The 20,531-nt window shown below is 34.7% G+C and carries 17 protein-coding genes and 2 pseudogenes; 18 read left to right on the top strand and 1 reads right to left on the bottom strand.

Translation table 11 applies throughout. The features are described 5' to 3' along the window. The first annotated feature begins 23 nt into the window (after positions 1–23). The 4 genes and pseudogenes from FLK20_RS09120 to FLK20_RS09105 all read left to right on the top strand — a co-directional run bounded on the left by FLK20_RS09120 (position 24) and on the right by FLK20_RS09105 (position 3,911). Positions 24–1,277: pseudogene (locus FLK20_RS09120) on the top strand (DDE-type integrase/transposase/recombinase). Continuing rightward, positions 1,270–2,022, top strand: a pseudogene (locus FLK20_RS22250) (ExeA family protein). The pseudogenes FLK20_RS09120 and FLK20_RS22250 overlap by 8 nt, the downstream one beginning before the upstream one ends. After that, a complete protein-coding gene (locus FLK20_RS09110) occupies positions 2,019–2,279 on the top strand; it encodes a hypothetical protein (protein WP_152656262.1) in 261 nt (86 codons plus the stop codon). Before FLK20_RS22250 ends, FLK20_RS09110 begins: the two are co-directional and overlap by 4 nt. A gap of 792 nt (positions 2,280–3,071) precedes the next feature. Beyond that, the gene (locus tag FLK20_RS09105) at positions 3,072–3,911 is read left to right on the top strand and encodes a hypothetical protein (protein WP_152656261.1); all 840 of its coding nucleotides are present in this window, start codon (positions 3,072–3,074) and stop codon (positions 3,909–3,911) included. A gap of 559 nt (positions 3,912–4,470) precedes the next feature. Here FLK20_RS09105 and FLK20_RS22245 read toward each other — a convergent pair. Beyond that, positions 4,471–4,587, bottom strand: a complete 117-nt coding sequence (locus tag FLK20_RS22245; protein WP_370453183.1) for a transposase — start codon at positions 4,585–4,587, stop codon at positions 4,471–4,473. A gap of 421 nt (positions 4,588–5,008) precedes the next feature. On the opposite strand from FLK20_RS22245, the gene FLK20_RS09095 reads away from it, so the two are divergent. The 14 genes from FLK20_RS09095 to yqfD all read left to right on the top strand — a co-directional run bounded on the left by FLK20_RS09095 (position 5,009) and on the right by yqfD (position 20,531). After that, the gene (locus FLK20_RS09095; RefSeq protein ID WP_152656260.1) at positions 5,009–7,015 is read left to right on the top strand and encodes an ATP-dependent nuclease; all 2,007 of its coding nucleotides are present in this window, start codon (positions 5,009–5,011) and stop codon (positions 7,013–7,015) included. A gap of 2 nt (positions 7,016–7,017) precedes the next feature. After that, the gene (locus FLK20_RS09090; protein ID WP_152656259.1) at positions 7,018–8,844 is read left to right on the top strand and encodes a UvrD-helicase domain-containing protein; all 1,827 of its coding nucleotides are present in this window, start codon (positions 7,018–7,020) and stop codon (positions 8,842–8,844) included. A gap of 180 nt (positions 8,845–9,024) precedes the next feature. Beyond that, the gene (locus tag FLK20_RS21890) at positions 9,025–10,173 is read left to right on the top strand and encodes a hypothetical protein (RefSeq protein ID WP_227994944.1); all 1,149 of its coding nucleotides are present in this window, start codon (positions 9,025–9,027) and stop codon (positions 10,171–10,173) included. Beyond that, positions 10,166–10,522, top strand: a complete 357-nt coding sequence (locus FLK20_RS09080; protein ID WP_152656258.1) for a hypothetical protein — start codon at positions 10,166–10,168, stop codon at positions 10,520–10,522. Before FLK20_RS21890 ends, FLK20_RS09080 begins: the two co-directional genes overlap by 8 nt. Further along, positions 10,515–12,239, top strand: coding sequence for a hypothetical protein (locus FLK20_RS21885; RefSeq protein WP_227994943.1), 1,725 nt, complete (start codon positions 10,515–10,517; stop codon positions 12,237–12,239). Before FLK20_RS09080 ends, FLK20_RS21885 begins: the two co-directional genes overlap by 8 nt. A gap of 524 nt (positions 12,240–12,763) precedes the next feature. Next, on the top strand, positions 12,764–14,125 hold the full coding sequence (gene mtaB, locus FLK20_RS09065) for a tRNA (N(6)-L-threonylcarbamoyladenosine(37)-C(2))-methylthiotransferase MtaB (protein ID WP_152656257.1): 1,362 nt from the start codon (positions 12,764–12,766) through the stop codon (positions 14,123–14,125). A gap of 17 nt (positions 14,126–14,142) precedes the next feature. Next, positions 14,143–14,808 (top strand): deoxyribose-phosphate aldolase, encoded by a 666-nt coding sequence (gene deoC / locus FLK20_RS09060; RefSeq protein WP_152656256.1) that lies wholly within the window; start codon positions 14,143–14,145, stop codon positions 14,806–14,808. 111 nt (positions 14,809–14,919) lie between these two features. Beyond that, entirely contained in the window at positions 14,920–15,096 is a 177-nt protein-coding gene (gene rpsU / locus FLK20_RS09055; RefSeq protein WP_019377991.1) for a 30S ribosomal protein S21, read from the top strand. A gap of 14 nt (positions 15,097–15,110) precedes the next feature. Next, complete coding sequence (locus tag FLK20_RS09050; RefSeq protein WP_152656255.1) at positions 15,111–15,557, top strand: GatB/YqeY domain-containing protein; 447 nt, start codon at positions 15,111–15,113, stop codon at positions 15,555–15,557. A gap of 309 nt (positions 15,558–15,866) precedes the next feature. After that, entirely contained in the window at positions 15,867–17,201 is a 1,335-nt protein-coding gene (locus FLK20_RS09045) for an NfeD family protein (protein WP_152656254.1), read from the top strand. Positions 17,202–17,226: 25 nt separating this feature from the next. Continuing rightward, positions 17,227–18,219, top strand: a complete 993-nt coding sequence (gene floA / locus FLK20_RS09040) for a flotillin-like protein FloA (protein ID WP_152656253.1) — start codon at positions 17,227–17,229, stop codon at positions 18,217–18,219. A 30-nt stretch (positions 18,220–18,249) separates the two neighbouring features. Then, positions 18,250–18,783 (top strand): hypothetical protein, encoded by a 534-nt coding sequence (locus FLK20_RS09035; protein WP_152656252.1) that lies wholly within the window; start codon positions 18,250–18,252, stop codon positions 18,781–18,783. A gap of 129 nt (positions 18,784–18,912) precedes the next feature. Continuing rightward, a complete protein-coding gene (gene yqfC / locus FLK20_RS09030) occupies positions 18,913–19,212 on the top strand; it encodes a sporulation protein YqfC (RefSeq protein ID WP_152656251.1) in 300 nt (99 codons plus the stop codon). Between the two features lie 101 nt (positions 19,213–19,313). Next, positions 19,314–20,531 carry a sporulation protein YqfD gene (yqfD, locus tag FLK20_RS09025; protein ID WP_152656250.1) on the top strand — a complete coding sequence of 406 codons (1,218 nt, stop codon included), beginning with the start codon at positions 19,314–19,316 and terminating at the stop codon, positions 20,529–20,531.

Genomic DNA, 20,531 nt, shown 5'->3' with positions numbered 1-20,531 from the left:
CTCATCAAAAGGAGGAAGATTCCATGACAGAAAAAGAACGTGAACAAGTAGCTTTATTTCGATATGGCTTAATCGCTCCATTAATTAAATGAACAGGTAGATGCCAAAGCATATTTTGAACAGCTAGAAGGCAAGGTGCATTCCGTTCCTTATTACAGTAAGCGAACCGTGGCAGAGAAAACGATAAAGGAGTGGCTATATCACTATCGACAACACGGATTCAGCGCATTGAAACCAAAGAAAAGAACAGATCGGGGAAATTCCAGGAGATTAACCCCAGAAGATCAGGATCAAATCCTTTATATCAGAAAAAAATTTCTCCACATGCCTGTGAGCGTATTCTACGAACAGCTCATTAAGCAGGGAGAAATCAATAAAAATACAATATCTTATTCTACTATAAACCGATTACTCAAAAAACACAACCTTGTGGGCAAAAAAATAAGTGCCACCCCGGAGCGAAAAAGATTTGCCCATGAACGAGTCAATCATTTATGGCAGGGGGACGTATCGCATGGTCCCTACATCTCCATAGATGGAAAAAAGAAAAAACATTTTTGATTCTATACATTGATGATTGTTCCCGATTGGTGCCATTTGGACAATTCTTTACATCCGAGAAATTTGACGGTGTAAGAGTAGTGACCAAGGAAGCATTGCTTCAGCGAGGGAAACCAAGTCTGATTTATGCCGATAATGGAAAAATCTATCGTGCAGAAACCCTTCAATATGCTTGTGCGCAATTAGGAATTACGTTGGTGCACACGCAGCCGTACGATCCCCGTGCGAAAGGCAAGGTAGAAAGGGTTGTTAAAACGATACAAACCAGATTCTATCCGCTTCTGCAGGGAGATCCTGTACATTCTTTAGAAGAATTGAATGAACGATTCTGGCGTTGGTTAGAAGAAGATTATTATCGGCGGGCTCATACCTCTTTAGAAGGGAAGACGCCCCACGAAGTGTATCAATCCCAATTAGAAAACGTGTATTTCCTGGAGGATACGTCGATTCTAGATACGATTTTCTTGAAGAGAGAGCACCGTAAGGTGAAAGCGGACAGTACCATTACGTTAAACAGGCAGCTTTATGAGGTGCCTCCGCGTTTTATCGGACAATCTATCGATGTCCGTTTTGATGAGAAAGGGATTTTTGTGTTTGAGGATGACCAAAAAATAGCGGAGGCAGTACCTGTATCGATGAAAGATAATGCCCACGCCAAACGTGTTCGTTCTCCATTTACCAAGCCGGAAAAGCTGGAGGAGAATATCCATGTATAAAACATTCTATTCCTTGGCACAAACACCGTTTTCTAAAGATATACGTCCGGAAAATGCGTTTTTATCAATCGATTATCAAGGGGCACTTGGAGCGCTCCATTACTTGAAAGAAAGAAAGGAATGGGGCTTCTCGTAGGAGAAGCCGGAGCCGGCAAAAAATTTACGCTGCGTTCTTTTAAAGAATCCTTTCATCCTTCGCTATATCATATCGTCTACTTCCCTTTTTCCACAGGAGGCGTTATGGACTTTTATCGTGGTTTAGCTTATGGACTTGGAGAAGCACCGAAATTCCGGAAGGTAGATTTATTTCGTCAAATTCAACAAGGGATTGAACAAATGAATCAGGAGCGCGAAAGATGCATTCTTTCAGGACTTAGCCCTTTTATTTAATTTTCAAATGGATTCAACGAATCCATTTATCTTAGTTTTATCTGGACTTCCTTATCTTAAAACACGTTTATCCATTAATCATCATCGCCCATTAGCACAGCGGCTGATTATGAAATATGAGATGCAGCCTCTTGGGAAAGAAGGAATCCAGCAGTACATCGAGCATCACCTCAAATTAGCTGGTGCAAACATGCTGTTTTTACGGACACAGCAATAGAGGCTATTGCGTTCTCAAGGCTGGCCAAGGGTGATTAATACATTGACAATAAATAGCCTTCTGTTTGGAGCTCAGTTAAAGAAAGAACAAATTGATGATGAAGTTATACGTCTCGCTATAGAGGATCGTGGGTTATGATGACAAAAGGTATCTTGGTTTTTCATTATGATGATATGGAATGGAGGTTATGGATTGGTCATGAAGCATATTGGGTAGATCAAGGATATACGTGTCATCTTCTTATACAGCATCAGTATTTTGAAGCGTTTTTGGAGAAGGATACGGATTGGTTTATTACGTTAGAGAAAAAAGTGAAAGTCGTGCTCCACCGAGAAGAAGTTTATAAAGTAGGGGTTGATTTAAATCAATATATGAAAGTCGAGGACCCATTTTAGGGGCTTCTTTTTGAAAAATGGAGCTGGATTATTTTGGGAAAAGTTTAGCGCATTCCGAAATATCGTGAAAATCGAAGCACATTATTTCAGATTTTATGCCGACTTAATTTGAAAATTGGGTGCTGGGATAATGTGCTCGTTTACAATAATCGCTTCATATTTTTTTGTAGTTCCATGTCATATAATTCTTGGATGTCAAATAGGCTTGGAGTACTCCTTCAGTCTCTTTATGGTTTTCTAGTCAACTACCATTATACGAGATTTGTGGAGGTACTTCTTTTTTTATTTCAAAACGCTTAAAGTGCAAGGGCTTAGAATTATGAAATTCATTCAATTGATAAATGAAAGATCATAACTCCATAATAGAAAGAGCCTTTCACCTCATTTATGTGAAAATGGCCTTTTGTATTCTATTTCTAATCTTTTGTGATAATATAAGATACGATGAAGTTATATATAATAAAGATTTTAATGAAAGGATGAAATATAAATGGCTGAAAAGCTGCCAAAAACAGTGAGCTTTCACACGCTCGGCTGCAACCTAGTAAACTTACTTATGATTGCTACTGGATTTAGTAATGGCAGTGCATAGAAGAGTGGGAGAAATCATTCTAAAACGTCTTTTTTATTGATTGTTTTCCTTTAAATAATACCGAATAGCTACCAAAACATCCTACTCCTCCTTAAATATTTTATAACTGTACCCTCAAAAATTTTTAAAAATAAATTTTGTCTTATTCTATCTTTTGTTTTTATAAATGTAATAATAAAATAGAAAAAAGGGGGATAGATATGAGGGGATTTATTAAAAAATGTGTGAACGATTTTAAAGCTGCTGATTTAACAACTAAAACCTTTTCTATAATTATGTTGTTGGTATTTTTATATGTTATATTATACCTAATAATAGGTTTCCATAATGAAATAGGATTAATGTCATTATTCATTATACCAAGTGTTCTAGGGATAATGCTTCTTTTTTCTATGTTCCCTTTATTCATAACATTTATATTTGATATGTTCTTTTCAAAAATAATGAAGAACTATAATGAGAAAAGTTTAAAAAAATACGATGTTCCTTTGCTTATTTACATAGCTCCACTCTTACCGGTTTTATTCTTGTATCAATTGTCTGTTGATATATTATCGAATAATTATTATTTTGGTAGTAATTTATTAATGAGCTTGGATAACAATGGGGGATTGTCATATTTTATATCTGTTATAATGTATTTACTTATTATTAATATTGGAATGTATAAAAGGTTATTGCGAGTCGGCAAAGATTTTTATAAACAAAGGTTAGACCACCATAAGGACTTTTTCAAGATTACTTTAATTCCAGTAACATTTGCTGCTACAGTTATTGGCTTAATTGCTGGTTTTAATGATTTTGAATTGAAAATACCTGATATATTTACAATACTAAACTATCTTCTTTTTATTAATAGTAATGATAACTTTTTGGTAATGTCGATTAGATTAAGCTTTATATTATTAATTTTTAGTCTTCCTACTTTGTTATTGGGGTATTTTTTTAACCAATGTTTTATATATGTTTTAAAGTATGGAACCCATTACAAACAATTTTTCTTAAGGTTTTTCAGAAAAGTTATAACAATATTTAGATAACACAATTCTAATTGCTATTTTGATTAGTAGTAAGGGGGATAGAAGAGTGGATAAAATTACCTTCTATCCCTTTTTGTGCACCAAGCATGGGTTTGAACTTAGTGGTGAAAGTCCAGGATCTTTTCAATCAGAAAATCTTATATAAGTAGGCAGAAACATAATCAAAAACAAATCTTCAGAAAGACCAAAGCTTTATTCTATCTCTAAGTTTCTTACAAGGTATTAATACTTTTGAATAAAATATATCAGTAAACTTATTAAGAAGTAAAGAATATACAAAGTGTCAGCATTAACGATATTATTTTTGTCTTAAACAACCACCTGCTAAATCAGGTGGAATTGGACTTAAATGTTGGCGACTAAAGCCGCTTTTTAGGCTGAAGTCCTGTTCAAAGGCCTTAAGCTAAAGTTTATTCCAAAAAGGACTGAACTCATTCTTCAATTTTGAATATATCTTCTTTATTTTCATTGAATTGATTACAAAATAATTTCTTATTATCTCTTCCGTTACTGTTCTATTTGTGGTGCAAAAGTACTCTCTTGCTCACAAATGCTTCCCCTAATATTTTTTTAATTTTGGGAATTCATTTTGCAATAATCTGGAAGATCTTCCTTTTAGATATTGATGGATTTTACTTGAGGCAACGCTTGTAGGACAAGATAATAATAAATGGATATGATCTTTACCAACACCGCCTTGCAGGATGGTTTTCCTCTAGCTTCATAATCTTACCTAGAAACACCAAACACCTTATATCTATAATTCGTTACTTATATAACATGATACTTGATATTATACACTGTATAACCGCTTTTTCGATATTCGTCCATTCCAACACCTCATCATTTAGTATGGAAAAAAGATAAGATTAAAGTGAATACTGTCTAAAGATGATAGAGTTAGATCACGTATTTGGAAATTAAATAGTATGAATGGTAATTCTAAAAAATCCTGTTATATATTTAAAACTGATTTTATTGTTCTACTACTATTATAAGGTTATTAATGAAATATAGATGTAAAATTGCTTTTCTTTTCCATTTAATTAATAAAATAAGTTATAATTATAGAAAACTATTATTGATTGGAGTTTAAAATGAAATTAGCAGAATTCACCATATCTAATTATCGAAGCTTTGGAAAAAAACCAGTAATTATACCATTTGAGAGTTTTTCAGCTTTTATTGGACATAATAGCGCAGGAAAAAGTACAATTTTAAGCGCTTTGAATTGTATGTTCAATAACATACGCTTGAAAAAAGATGATTTTCATGAAGTTTCACAATCAACCGACATAGGTGAAGAAACCTCACTCTACTTTGAAGCAAAATTTGAATTTTATGATAAAAAAGGCGAAGACGATTATAGTATTCCAAGTTTCTTTGAAAGTTTTACTGTAGAGAATGAAGGTGAACTACCTTTTATTTTGATCCGTTATGAAGCAAATTGGAAGCCGGGAAACACTCCTGAGGGGTTGATTGAAACAAATCTTTCTTATGTTACTTTTAGAGGGACACAGCGTGAACTAAAGCCAATGTCAGTTCATGATAAATCTAAAATAGATGTAATTTATATTCCCGCTATTCGAAATCCTTATGAACAGTTGAAGAATGCTTCAGGTACCATTTTGTGGAGGTTGTTAAATCAAATAAATTGGAAAGAAACTGATAAAGTAGCAATAACTGATAAGATTAACGACTTAGATAAGGCTATCAGTTCACAATCTGGAATTGAACTGTTAGAAAAAACGATTTCTCAACAATGGAAAGCTTACCATAATAATTCACGTTTTAATAAGGCTAATATAAGGTTTGGGAGTACAGATTTAGAACAAATTTTAAAAAAACTAGAAGTGGAATTTTCACCTGCACCATATCAGAAATCATATACAGTGAAAGAATTAGGCGATGGTTTACAGTCGCTTTTCTATTTATCTTTAATAGACTCATTTTTGAAAATTGAACAAAAAGGGATAGAAGACATTAAGAAGAAGGTTGAGGAAGATAAGAAAATCCTTAATACTAAACCTCCTGCAATTACTCTTTTACTTGTTGAAGAACCTGAAAATCATGTTAGTCCACATTTATTGGGAAGTGTTTTGAAAAATTTAGTGAGTATTTCTGAGAATTTAAATTCTCAAGTGTTATTTACTTCACATAGCCCTTCGGTTATAAAAAGAGTTGAACCTGAACAAATTAGACATGTTCGATTAGAGAATAGTATTGATGCAAGTGTAGTAAATAAAATATTATTACCTAGTAAATCTGATGAAGCACATAAATTTGTAAAAGAAGCTGTAAAAAAATATCCAGAGCTTTATTTTTCAACACTTGTAATTTTAGGTGAAGTAGATAGTGAAGAAATTTTATTACCTCATTTTTTATCAATAAATTACCCTAATCTTGATTACGAAGGAATATCGGTTGTTCCTTTAGGTGGAAGACATGTTAATCATTTTTGGAGGCTTTTAAATTTACTAAAAATCCCATTTATTACATTACTAGATTTAGATAAAGAAAGGTATGGTGGCGGATGGGGACGAATAAAATACGCCATTAAAGAAAAAATGAAAATTGATTTGGAAATTGGAGAAATTACATTAACTGACGGATCAATACTTAAAGATAATCTCGAGTCTTTACATTTAAGAGAAATTAAGGATGAACAATTGCAACCTTGGGTTACTTTTTTAGAAGAGTATGATATATATTTTTCTTTTCCCATTGATATTGACTTTTTAATGTTAGAGAATTATAAGGACGAATATATATCCATTCTTAATGAACAAGAAGGACCTGTACTATCTATAGGTTCAAATAATTTTAAAATAAGTGAATTAACTCCTGATCAAAAAAAAGAACAACCCTATTTTGCTCGAAGAAATAGGTCTATTTCTAATACTCTAAAGGAGAAAGGTGGAGATGGCAGTTCTTTTACATTAGCACAAAAAGAATTAATGATTTGGTATGACTATTTCTTCTTAAATCGAGGAAAACCAGTTACTCATCTTCTTGCTCTTCAAAATATAGAAATACAAGACGCTATTCCAGAATTATTTCAACGAATAGCAAAGAAAGTTCATCAAAAATTAGGAGGAGAATAAGGGTGAATTTAATAAGTTCGTGGCAGCCTACGGATGGTTTAGACATGGAAGGGAATGCATTTCAATCAATAAAACATTCAAATAATGTACTTGTAGTTGCTGGACCCGGAGCGGGAAAAACTGAGTTATTAGCACAAAAAGCCAATTATTTATTAACAACAGGTTTATGTTCAGACCCTAAAAAAATTTTAGCAGTTAGTTTTAAAAAAGATGCAGCAGAAAACTTAGCTGAAAGAGTAAAGAAAAGGATACCTAAAAATAAAGAACTCCTCTTTGTTTCAATGACATTCGATTCTTTTTCTAAAAGCATTTTAGACCGTTTTCTTTTTGCTCTTCCTAGTGAGTGGAGGCCGAAAGAAGATTATGAGGTTGATACTAATCTTAATGGTTTAACACAAGCTTTCGCTGAAGTAGGAGTAAATTTAACCTCAAAAAAGCAAAAGTATCTAAAAGAAAATCAAATGGTTAGTGATAGTTTACCAATTGAAAATGAGCAATTAGCTATTATTTGGAAAAAAATGTTAAAAGGAAATAGTATTGGGAAATCATATTTAACATTTAAAATGATTTCTAGATTAGTTATTTTACTTTTAAAAAATAATCCTCATCTATTAAATGCTTTAAGAAAAACTTATGAGTATATTTTTCTAGATGAATTTCAAGATACAACATACCTCCAATATGAATTATTTAATGTTTGCTTTTATGCTTCAGGATCGCTAATAACTGCAGTTGGTGATGATCGTCAAAAGATTATGACCTGGGCTGGAGCAATGGAAAATGCATTTGAAAGATTTATTAAGAACTATAAAGCGGCATCATTCACATTGTTTATGAATCATCGTTCTGCTCCAAAATTGTTAGCAATTCAAGAAGTGGTGAATAATTATTTGAGTGATGAATACTTTTCTCCAGTTCCCAATGATGCTTGGGAAGCAGATGATGGTCACGCGGAAATATGGTATTTAAAAAACGACATTATAGAAGCAAAGAAGATAGCAGTAAAAATTACTGAACTTCTAAAAACAGGTATTGAACAGTCAGATATATGTATATTAGTTAAGCAGCTATCACAGAACTATGCAGAAGTTTTAGTGCCAGTACTAGGGCAATACAATATTCTTGCTAGGGATGAATCATTTTATCAAGATTTGCTTAAGGAAAAAATTACTGAAATTATAATAAGTACGTTAAGAGCTTCTCTCAATTCAAGAGATGCTGATTCGTGGTTAAATGTTATTAATACAAAAATGATGTTTATGGGTGAGAATCATTATGTTAATTCAAATGAAATAGAGGATTTGACTGATAAGACTAAAATGTTTTTGAGAAATATAAAAAGTAAATTAGATTTAGCAACTGAAATTACTGATTTAGTTGAAATTTTTCAATCGATTATATTATATTATGGAATTGAAAATTTTCAAGCTACATTTCTAGAATACAGAAATATTTCATACTTTGAATCATTAGTAGAAAAGATTCTGGATTCCATGTTTGAATATTTTTTAGAGTATAAAGATTGGAATTTAGTTATTGATTATTTTGAAGGAAAGAATTCTGTCCCCATTATGACGATTCATAAAAGTAAAGGATTAGAGTTTAATACTGTCTTTCTAATTGGGTTAGATGATTCAGCTTTTTGGTCTTATGAATATGACAAACAAGAAACAACTTCTACATTTTTTGTTGCTATTTCCAGAGCTAAAGAAAGATTGTTTTTCACATACTCAGAAATTAGGAATAACCAATACTGTCAAAGGGAAATTATTGAACCATTTTACAAAGTGTTAAAAGAAAGTAATGTTGTTGACGAGAAATATTATTAGCGCAATTTAAGAATTTATTTGTATAAATTATACAATCAAATTCTTTTTACTAGGAATAAATTATAGTTATTTACATTATTTTTCAATTTTATTAGAAGTGTTTATACGGATATGAGTATTACAAAACTTCTTCTGGTCAGTAAAAGTATAAAATAAAGTTGTGAAAGGGTGGATTTTTATATGACTTTTCAACCAGATAAAAGTGGTATTAATAGTTTGGCAGGGTTTGCTTATCAAATTAAAGTATTTGCTTATTATACCTTCGATCTAAAGCCGGATACACAAGTAGAGTTTGAAACCATAGAAGACGTAAATTTAAAAGCAATAGCACCTGATCAAATTGACAAACATAGTGATAAATTTGTTTGTAAGGTTTCTGATGAAGGAATTAATAAAGCTATTCAAGTTAAACATACATCTATTAGCAATGCAGTGGCTCAACAAATGCTCCTTAATTGGATATTATTAGAAAACAGCCCGCATAAAGTGGGGAAATATATTCTATTTACTGACAAAAATTATCAAAACGATGGAAATATTTTTGAAAAAGATGCAGAAGCATTATATAAAATCGTAGTAGAGTCTGATAAGCAAAAAAATGCTACTATTTCTAAAGTAAAGGATTTATACGGAGCAGATTATATTGGATTTGAAAAGGTGTATAGCCAAATTCAAAGTAAATTTGAATTCATTGATTTGGAAGATATTGATGTCAAAACTAATGATAAAGCTTCTCTTTATTTTAGAAAAGTTGCAAATTTAATCGTATTTGGTCAAAGGCTGAAGGAGTTTTTACAACATATAACAATTAAAATTTTGAGTGCCCTTGAAAATGGAGGAGCATATATTTTAACATATCAAGAATTCATAAGTGTTATAGAGGATATTACTAGTCGATTCACACCAGAAATTACGCTTCCTTCTTATTCCAATTTTAAAAGAATTAACAGAATTGACCTGAAGGATAGTAAACTTTCAACTTCTAGAGAGTATTTGCAATTAAAGTCGTGTGGTTTAACAGATAATTTAATAAAAAAACATTTGTTATATGGTATGTACTACTATGAAACCTCTTTGAAGTATATGGAAAATAACAGAGCGAGTAAGATTGACGAAATTGAAGATACCACTTTTGAAGGCTTTGAAGATGTGAAGTTTTCTTTGGCAAGTAAAGGAATCGATACACCATATAATAGGCTAGAAGAAACCAAAAAAAATCCTAATTCTTATGCAGTTAATAATCAAATAAAGTATGGTTCATCGATTTATCTAACAAAGGAAGATGTTGGAGAAAATCAAATTTCATGGGAGGATGATGAGAATGCGTAATATTAGAGTGCAAACAGAATCTATTCAATTAAGTATATACTGTAATATTATTTGCCAAACACTACAACGTCACGAAAAACTAAGTATATGTAAAACAGTAACTTTTTCTTATTTGATTAAACAAAACCGCTTCTTGGGTGGAACGATATATACAGCAAGGAATACTCAAGATATTATTTATAAGGGTATCTCCCTTTTAGCTGGAGATTTTGATGGTTTTTGTAAAAGTGTACCATATATTTTAAAAGCTCTGCATTTATTAATGAGCAGAGGAATAGTAGACTCTAAAAATGATATTTTGTATTTAACTACCAAACAATTAAAACTTGATTCTACTAATAATGTTTGATATGAATAATAAAAGTTATACATATAAGTTTAGTAAAGGTATAAATTACTTTAAAGGTAAAAACAGTTCTGGTAAAACAGAGTTCTATTTATTCATTGATTTTATGTTTGGTTCATCAGAAGATATTAGAAAGAAGCCTTGGTACAAAGAAACATTAAGTAAAGCAACTTTAATCTTTGAATATAATAATAATACTTTTTGCGTTACTCGTACAAGGAACCCCAATCAAAATTATCTGCATTATGCAGATGAAGAAACTGCAGAAACGATTGACTTGAGAGAGTATAAAAATAAATTAAATTCTATTTTTGCTCAAGATATTAAATTGTTAAAGGATATTAGAAAATTTACTAATGAAGAACTAACATACAGGACATTTACAATGTTTAATTTTTTAGGAGAAAAGGGGCAAGGTAAGATTCAGGATTTCTTGGATAAATGCAGTGATATAAGGTATTCTGTAAAACTTAATCCAATATTAAACTTTATTTTCAATAAAAACCTTGAAAAAATATATATATTACAGAATGAATTAGATATTTTACTACAAGAAGTTAAAGCGTTGGAAAATCAACAACAAAAATATGAATTTGTTATTGACCAAGTAAATTCCAATTTAAAAATACTTGGTGGAGACGTGTGGTATACAGGTAGAAATTCAGATAAGGTTCAGGAATATCTTTCTTCTATAATTGATATGCAAAACGTAGAAAAAAAATCTAATAAAAGAAATATTGCAGATTTAGATGTTATGTATAATAATTTATCTGAACAAATAAAGGTTTATGAGAATAACGCAGCTGATGCAAAACAATTCGAGAGGGATAACAAAAACAGACAAAAACTCCTTTTGGAATTAAAGGAATTAGTTGATGGAAATGCTGATTTTGATTACTTAGTTCAACCTATGCAAAAGCTACTTTACGATGTCGATAATACAATTTTCTTTAGCAATTACCTGATTAGTGATAATACTATAAAAGAATTGAAAATACAACGTGAACAAATAAAAAAAGAAATATGTAGAAATGATTCAAGGTTTAAAATTTATAGTTTAGAGCAAAAATCTAAAGCCGTTGCACTTATTGAGGAATACTTATCTATTGAAATTGTTTCTAACGACGATAAGATAAAAGAAAAGAAAAAAAGAATCAAAGAAGTACGAGAAGAATTAAAAGCTTTACAAAACTCTGATGACTTACAAAAGATCGATGATTTATCTAATTTCGTTACTGATTTATATCGTTCTGCTAAAGATATATCTTCTGTTGTATCTGATGACCTTCAGCAGAATGGTTTCAAAATTCAATATTTTAAAAAAGGAAATATCCTACAGCCCAAGATACTTTCTGATGATAGTAAAACTTCAAGTTCTAAAAATTACTATATCGGAAGCATGGCTCGACATACATTAATGCAGTTGTGTGGTTATCTTGCATTTTTAAAAATACTATTAGAGAACAATAGATATCCAATAATACCAATTTTGGTAATTGATCATATTTCAAAACCATTTGATGAAAAAAATAGTAGCGCTATTGGCAAAATTTTATCAACAGCATATAAAACTATAGGTAAAGAAAACCTACAAATATTTATCTTTGATGATGAGGATTTTGAAAAATTAGATATAGAACAAGATTATTCTAATAATCTTGTTACTGATTTTAAAACAGGATTTAATCCATTTTACTCTCCTTCTATAGAAGAAGAGTAAATTAAATAGTCTATATCGTGTAAAAAAATAGTGAAAAGATAGGAAGTAATCCTAAAAAGTTAGAAGGATTCAAAAAACTTTTATCCCCTCTGAAGATGTTATTCAAACTTAGCTAACTCGGTCTTTTGCGAACAAGAAAATTATTTTAAAATTGTGGGTATTTGAATGATTGTAGAGTAGATATATGCATCACATATTCTTGCTAACTAAACTTGAATTCGTGCTGTTCTCATTTTTTTGTGAAGTTTCAATACACAACTAATTGGATTTTGGTTTAGTAGACGACAGTATAAAGCTTATGGAGCATACGAAAACTTAAAAGATTGAGGAGAGAAAATTATTAAAGTTGAAATTGAACTAATTCATGAGTGATGTATTATTAGATTAGTAAAAATGTAGGGCCCTTTTTATCTTGATTATAAGGTTGAAATTGTCTTTTATATCGTATTTTAAATTATTTATGATATCATTAAATACGGATAAACTAAAATTAACTGTGAATGAAATGAAAGGATGATATATAAATGGCTGAAAAATTGCCAAAAACAGTGAGCTTCCATACGCTCGGGTGTAAAGTAAATCACTACGAAACAGAGGGCATCTGGAGAATGTTCAAAGAGCAGGGATACGAGCGTGTTGATTTTGATCATGACGCTGACGTGTATGTTATCAATACCTGTACCGTTACAAACACAGGAGATAAAAAAAGCAGACAGACAATTCGTCGTGCTATCAGAAATAACCCTGATGCCGTAGTCTGTGTAACAGGATGCTATGCACAAACCTCTCCTGGTGAAATTATGGAGATTCCTGGAGTGGATGTGGTGGTCGGCACGCAGGAACGTAAAAATATCTTCACTTATATTGAAGAGCATGAAAAAACAAAAGGACCTGTTAATGGTGTATCCAATATCATGAAGAATCGTGTATTTGAAGAAATGGATGTACCTGTATTTACAGACCGGACCCGGGCATCGCTTAAAATTCAGGAAGGCTGTAATAATTTCTGTACATTTTGTATTATTCCCTGGTCCAGAGGTTTGCTGCGGTCCAGAGATCCTGAAAATGTCATTGAGCAGGCGAATAAATTAGTAGAAGCAGGGTATAAGGAGCTTGTCCTTACAGGAATACATACGGCGGGGTATGGAGAGGATTTAAAGGACTATAATTTTGCGATGCTGCTTGAAGATTTGGAGCAGGTAGATGGTTTGGAACGGATCCGTATCAGCTCTATTGAAGCAAGTCAGATAACGGACGAGGTTATTCGTGTATTGGATAAAAGTAAAAAGATTGTCCGTCACCTGCATATTCCATTACAATCTGGTTCAGATACGGTATTGGCCAGAATGCGCCGGAAGTATTCAACCGACTTTTATCGTCAAAAAGTGAAGAAAATACAAAAAGCACTGCCGGGGCTGGCAATTACTTCAGATGTCATTGTCGGCTTCCCGGGAGAGACAGAGGAAGAGTTCAAGGAGACGTGCGATTTCATTAAAGAAATTGGCTATTCTGAGCTGCATGTATTCCCATTCTCCAGAAGAACTGGTACACCGGCGGCAAGAATGGATAACCAGGTGGAGGATGAGATAAAAGAAAGACGTGTGCATACGTTGATTACATTGTCTGATCAGCTTGCTAAGGAGTATGCTTCGAAGTACGAAGATGAAGTGTTAGAAGTCATTCCGGAAGAGCATGCCAGTGAGCAGGAAGATAATCAGCTCATTGGTTATACAGATAATTATATGAAGGTGCAATTTGAAGGTTCAGCCGATTTAATTGGTAAAATTGTTAAAGTGAAAATCACAGAGTCCGGCTATCCAATAAATAAAGGCGTTTTCGTGCGCGTAATGGATCACGCTACACATGTTGCAGAAAAAAATGCATAAAAAAGGAGATATGAATCATGAATTTAGCATCTTATATTGACCATACATTATTAAAGCCTGATTCTAAGAAGGAACAAGTTGCAAAAATTGTCGAAGAGGCAAAAGAAAATAAATTCGCATCTGTTTGTGTTAATCCGCACTGGGTTGTTTATTGTGCAAGTGAACTAAAGGATTCACCAGTAAAAGTTTGTACCGTCATTGGTTTTCCTTTAGGAGCTACAACGACAGGTACAAAGGTTTATGAAACAAAAGAAGCTATTGAAAATGGCGCAGCCGAAGTAGACATGGTGATCAATGTCGGAGAATTAAAAGCCGGAAATGAAGCACTCGTTAAAGCGGATATTAAAGCTGTTGTAGACGCTGCAAAGAACAAGGCGCTGACGAAAGTTATTATTGAAACAGCATTGTTAACAGATGAAGAAAAAGTGCTCGCGTGTAAATTAGCTAAAGAAGCCGGAGCAGACTTTGTAAAAACGTCAACGGGATTTTCCGGAGGCGGTGCGACGGTAGAGGATATCAAATTGATGCGGGAAACTGTCGGTCCTGAAATGGGTGTAAAAGCATCTGGAGGAATTCGGGATTTAGAAACAACCGAAGCGATGATTGAAGCCGGCGCAACCCGGATCGGTGCGAGTGCCGGAGTAGAGATTGTTGCAGGCAGGGAAGGAACTTCAGATTATTAATAAATAACCATTGACCGTCTCGAAGGTTTATATTATACTTTAAAAAGGCATGAGAGTATGTTCATGTCCGCATTAAATATGGTTTTGTGCTTCGGAGGGAGGGAAATTAGCATGTCAAATACAACTCGCGTTCGTAAAAACGAGTCTCTTGAGGATGCTCTTCGTCGCTTTAAGCGTAGTGTATCAAAAAGTGGTACATTACAGGAATATCGTAAACGTGAACACTATGAAAAACCTAGTGTACGCCGTAAGAAGAAATCTGAGGCTGCTAGAAAACGTAAATTCTAAAGAAGGTGTAACGTATGACGCTACTTGATCGATTAAATCAAGATATGAAGCAGGCGATGAAGAACAAAGATAAAGAAACCCTTAGCGTTATTCGCATGGTAAAAGCTTCTATTCAGAATGAATCGATTAAGCTTGGAAAAGATACTCTATCTGAGGACGAAGATTTAACTATTCTTTCGAGAGAAGTTAAGCAGAGAAAAGATTCCCTCCAAGAATTTAAAAATGCTGGAAGAGAAGATTTGGCTGAAAAGACCAAAGAGGAATTGGAAATACTTGAACAGTATTTGCCAAAGCAGCTTTCAGATGAAGAATTGACATCGATCATTCAGGAAACGATAACAGAAGTGAATGCTGCCTCAATGAAAGACATGGGGAAAGTAATGGGTTCCGTGATGCCAAAGGTTAAAGGACAGGCTGACGGTACGAAAATTAAACAAATAGTAGAGCAGGAATTGAGATAAAGAAAACGTGGCATTCGCCAAGCCGGCGAATGCCTTCATGGGGGGGATTACTCCCCCCATGAAAAGCGTTGCACTTATGCTTTTTTTCTTAGATTCTTAATGCTTTCTTAAAGTGTAAAAAAACCAACCCAAATTTTGGGTTGGTTTTTTCAATCTGTTTAAAGTAATTATGGAAGCCGATAAGATGAGGCTTTCTATCGCCCTAGAATATATGGTACTATCAAGGTATACCCATCCACGAAAAATGAAACCTTTTATGAATTACTTTCGTAAATATAGATAAGGTGCAGGGTGAGGGGGTGATTCAAGTTGAAAGGACATCGTAGGCGGTTAGCTGTATACATATTATTTGTATCAGTTTTAACCTTTGTGTCAATATTTACTGGAACACAGGCGGAAGCCGAGCAAGGTGAAGGTGAAACAGTTTATATTATACCGATTGAAAGGGAAGTGGAAAGAGGTCTGGAAGCTTTTATTAACCGGGCAACCACAGAAGCGATGGAAAGCGGAGCAGATCATATCATTTTTGAAATTGATACTCCTGGCGGACGTGTGGACTCCGCCGGACAAATTGGCTCACATATTCAAAGTCTTACTGTTCCAACAACGGCTTATATTGTAAATGAAGCATTATCTGCTGGATCTTACATTGCTTTATTCTCTGATTATATTTATTTTAATCCGCATGCAACCATGGGAGCGAGTGGGATTATTAATCAAGATGGAACGGCAGCTGATGAGAAAGCACAATCTGCCTGGCTCGCACAAATGAGGAGTGCTGCGGAATCAAATGGCAGAGATCCAATTTACGCGGCAGCCATGGCTGATAGCAGCATTGATTTGCCGGAGTATGGGGCACCTGAAGGGCAGTTTTTGACATTAGGGCCCAGAGAAGCTGTTGAAGTGGGATATGCAGAAGGAATTGTTTCTAATCGGGCTGAGCTTTTGGAAGAGCTTGGGTTGTCTGAAGCAACCGTTGTAGAAACGGAAACTTCTATCGCAGAAGAATTGGCAAGATTTTTAACACATCCGGTTGTCATTCCTATCCTGCTATCAGTTGCCAGTATCGGGCTGATTGTGGAGCTGTATTCCCCTGGTTTTGGAGTGCCGGGAAGTTTAGGTTTATTATCATTGCTTTTGTTCTTTTATGGGCATGTTGTTGCCGGGCTGGCAGGGATGGAGGCGCTTCTGCTTCTTCTAATTGGTATCGGTCTTATTGTGGCGGAGTTCTTTGTAACTGGAGGTATTTTAGGAGTACTTGGAATAGCCGCAGTTATCGGCTCTTTATTCATGTCAGGATATGATATGATGCACATGTCAATGAGTATAGGAGTTGCCTTTTTAATTACTGTGATTATTGCTGTCATCCTGTTTAGAAGAATAGGTCTGGATAAGGGGATTTTCCGTCATATTGTTTTAAGGGACAGCACTGCAACAGAAGAAGGTTATGTATCCTCAGTGAACCGTTTAGAGCTTGTCGGACTTGAAGGAATCTCATTAACACCGCTGCGCCCTTCCGGATTGGTTGAACTAAATAATGAAACAATCGATGTTGTTTCTGATGGCTCTTTTGTTGACAAAGGGAAGAAAGTAAAAGTAATTCGTGTAGAAGGTGTTCGTGTCGTAGTTAGGGAAATGAAATAATTTGTTTTATTTAGGAGGAGTTAGCATGGAGGGAGAAATCTTAATGCCGCTTATTATTATTGCGGTTATCGTTATTGCTTTAGCAATTTTATTTACTTTTGTTCCAGTTGCACTATGGATTAGTGCCCTGGCTGCCGGGGTAAAAATCAGCATCTTTACATTAATTGGTATGCGCTTGCGCCGAGTAGTGCCAAATCGCGTAATTAATCCGCTTATTAAAGCACATAAAGCGGGTATGGATGTCAAAATCAACCAGCTGGAAAGTCACTATCTGGCGGGTGGTAATGTGGATAGAGTAGTTAACGCCCTTATTGCTGCACAGCGGGCAAATATTGATTTATTATTTGAACGGGCAGCTGCGATCGATTTAGCGGGTCGTGACGTATTAGAAGCGGTACAAATGAGTGTTAACCCAAAAGTAATTGAAACACCATTTATCGCAGGTATTGCCATGGATGGTATCGAAGTAAAAGCATTAGCCAGAATTACAGTACGTGCAAATATCGACCGTTTAGTCGGTGGTGCTGGTGAAGAGACAATCATTGCTCGTGTCGGTGAAGGTGTTGTAAGTACAATCGGTAGCTCTGATACACATTCGGAAGTATTAGAAAATCCGGATATGATTTCTCAGACAGTATTGAGTAAAGGACTTGACTCCGGTACTGCTTTTGAAATCTTATCGATTGATATTGCTGACGTGGATATCGGTAAAAACATTGGGGCAATCCTGCAAACGGATCAGGCTGAAGCAGATAAGAATATTGCACAGGCAAAAGCAGAAGAGCGCCGTGCAATGGCGGTAGCACAAGAGCAGGAAATGCTTGCCCGCGTACAAGAAATGCGCGCGAAAGTAGTAGAAGCAGAAGCGGATGTACCACTTGCGTTAGCAGAAGCATTGCGAGCTGGTAAAATGGGTGTCATGGACTATATGAATTACCAAAACATCGATGCTGATACAGATATGCGTGACTCAATTGGTAAGCTTTCAAAGGATAATAAAGATGACGAACAAAACTAGCATTTAAAATGACAATAAAGGAGGGGGCATATGGACTGGATATTTGAAAATCTATTTCTTGTTATTATCATTATTTCAGGATTAATCGCTTTTCTGGGCGACTCCAAAAAGAAACAAGAAGAGCAGAAAAAAAAGCAGTCTACACCTCCAAACAATCCAACTCAAGCTAGACAAAGACAACAGCCGGCAGCTCAGCGAACAAGGCAGCAGTCTACACGAACAAGAGAGCAGCCTCGTGCAGAGCGCCGAGTCTATAGAGAAGGGGAACGTCCGGATATTTCTGCTGGAAGCATGGAAGAACAGCAGAAAAAACAGATGGAACGATTAGCTGATCGTTACCGAACTTCTTCTCAAAAAGATATGGAAAATGTGGAGCAAAGGTTTAAAGATTTAATGATAGATCGCAAAGGTGAAGAAGATAATCCTGGAAAGGCTGAAATGAAGAAGCGTGTTTCCGGGAATCTGGATGGCCGAGGATTAGTCAATGGTATCATTATGGCCGAGGTCTTAGGATCACCGCGTGCTAAAAAACCGTATCAAAGTATCATACAGAGAAGAAAATAAGAACGAACTACATCCTAATTGGCGTTGATGCTGATTAGGGTGTTTTTTTGTTATTCCAGAATTTAAATCCGTTCATATAGTTCTGTTCAAAAGAGAAATGACATATGTATCAATGAGGGGGGATCATCATTGAATAAATGGCAACAAAGAATCCGTTCGCTTTTAATGGAGCAATTCTCTCTTCCATCCGATGTTGTTATGGAAATGCCGCGCATAACAATTATTGGACACTTACATTTTTATATTGAAAATCATCAAGGCTTAGCACTGTATACAAATGAAGAGCTTAAATTGAAGGTGGCAAATGGGTTTGTCAGTATTAAAGGACATTCCTTTGTACTTAAAATGATGCTACCAAAAGAAATTATGTTAGAAGGGACCATTTCTGAGGTGCTTTTTTTAAACAATGAAAATGGAAAAGAAAATTGATATTTCCATATTCGCCAAGCTGATAAGACACTTCCTTCATGGAAAAGGGCAGCATGGATACATGTAAAGGACAAGATAGCAGACGAGCATAGGAGGTTGACATGAAAAAACAAAATCCGCCATCTATACGTGCATACGTTACCGTTCGTGTGAAAGGAGCCCGGCCAGAATTATTTCTGCAAAAATGTGCCAATGAGGGTATTCTTATTTGGGATGTAAAAAAAATAGAAGAGGAATGCTGTCAGGCTACAATGATGCTTAAAGATTTGGGAGCCTTAAGAAAGCTAAGGAGAAATTCTTTATATAAAGTTTCCTTTTCGGATTCGAAAGGCTTGCCTTTCTTTCTTTCAAGGCTCAGCAGGAAAAAGTTTTTGCTTATTGGTATTTTTACTGGTTTTTTATTTTTTTTCATTCTGTCTAATTTATTATGGTCTGTCCATATAACTGGTGTACCCAAAGAAATTGAAGAGAAAATAGAAACAGAGCTGGAAGCATTTGGTGTATATCCAGGTGTGTGGTTGTTTTCCATTGCTACACCAAAGGATATTCAGCGTCAGCTCTTAAATGAAGTTCCCGAGCTGCTTTGGACCGGTGTCCATCTTCAGGGCACGACCCTGCACCTGGAAGCTGTTGAAAAAACAATTGTCGAGGAGCTTCCTCCCGGTGAGCCGAGAAATTTAGTGGCTACGAAAAAAGGCGTTATCACAAACATGTATGTTTCTAAAGGACGAGCTATGGTCCGGGTAAATGATTATGTTGTTCCGGGAGAAACGTTAGTGTCTGGTAATTTAAATACGGAAGACGGGGAAGATAATACAGAGGCGGGAGAACAATCTCGCGGATCTATTGCTGCAGAGGGAGAAGTAATTGCAAACACATGGTATGAAGCGCATGTCACTGTTCCGCTCGGGTATCAGGCAGAGGAAGTAACAGGGAATCAGAAAAAGAGGCATTATTTACGTTTTGGAGATGTGCAGCTGCCTGTTTGGGGATTCAGAAACCCTGATTATATCCATTCGCAGGAGGAACGAAAAGAACAGCCGATTCATTTTTTAAAGTGGGAGCTGCCTGTTTCTTATGTTGCCCGGGAAATTAGCGAGACAGAAAAAATAGAGACACAGAGATCAACGGAAGAAGCAGTTCAAGCAGGTATTGAGCAGGCAAAACTACAATTACAAAATGAACTGGGACCAGAAGCTCTAATATTATCAGAAAAAATTTTACATGAACATAGCGAGCATGGTAAAGTTGAATTAGTTCTATATCTTTCTGTAGAAGAAAATATTGTAAAAGAAGAACTTATTATTCAAGGAGACTGA

The organism is Oceanobacillus sp. CFH 90083, assembly GCF_009389585.1.
Lineage (GTDB): Bacteria > Bacillota > Bacilli > Bacillales > Amphibacillaceae > Oceanobacillus.
Note: the sequence above shows the minus strand (reverse complement) of the source record. Positions and strands in the feature narration are given on the sequence as shown.

What these genes read in the sequence shown, in the direction of transcription:
- mtaB (WP_152656257.1), top strand. Translation starts at nt 12,764, where the DNA reads ATGGCTGAAAAATTGCCAAAAACAGTGAGCTTCCATACGCTCGGGTGT.
- FLK20_RS09110 (WP_152656262.1), top strand. Translation starts at nt 2,019, where the DNA reads ATGATGACAAAAGGTATCTTGGTTTTTCATTATGATGATATGGAATGG.
- deoC (WP_152656256.1), top strand. Translation starts at nt 14,143, where the DNA reads ATGAATTTAGCATCTTATATTGACCATACATTATTAAAGCCTGATTCT.
- FLK20_RS09050 (WP_152656255.1), top strand. Translation starts at nt 15,111, where the DNA reads ATGACGCTACTTGATCGATTAAATCAAGATATGAAGCAGGCGATGAAG.
- FLK20_RS09080 (WP_152656258.1), top strand. Translation starts at nt 10,166, where the DNA reads ATGCGTAATATTAGAGTGCAAACAGAATCTATTCAATTAAGTATATAC.
- floA (WP_152656253.1), top strand. Translation starts at nt 17,227, where the DNA reads ATGGAGGGAGAAATCTTAATGCCGCTTATTATTATTGCGGTTATCGTT.
- FLK20_RS09105 (WP_152656261.1), top strand. Translation starts at nt 3,072, where the DNA reads ATGAGGGGATTTATTAAAAAATGTGTGAACGATTTTAAAGCTGCTGAT.
- FLK20_RS09035 (WP_152656252.1), top strand. Translation starts at nt 18,250, where the DNA reads ATGGACTGGATATTTGAAAATCTATTTCTTGTTATTATCATTATTTCA.
- yqfD (WP_152656250.1), top strand. Translation starts at nt 19,314, where the DNA reads ATGAAAAAACAAAATCCGCCATCTATACGTGCATACGTTACCGTTCGT.
- rpsU (WP_019377991.1), top strand. Translation starts at nt 14,920, where the DNA reads ATGTCAAATACAACTCGCGTTCGTAAAAACGAGTCTCTTGAGGATGCT.
- FLK20_RS21885 (WP_227994943.1), top strand. Translation starts at nt 10,515, where the DNA reads ATGTTTGATATGAATAATAAAAGTTATACATATAAGTTTAGTAAAGGT.
- FLK20_RS09095 (WP_152656260.1), top strand. Translation starts at nt 5,009, where the DNA reads ATGAAATTAGCAGAATTCACCATATCTAATTATCGAAGCTTTGGAAAA.
- FLK20_RS21890 (WP_227994944.1), top strand. Translation starts at nt 9,025, where the DNA reads ATGACTTTTCAACCAGATAAAAGTGGTATTAATAGTTTGGCAGGGTTT.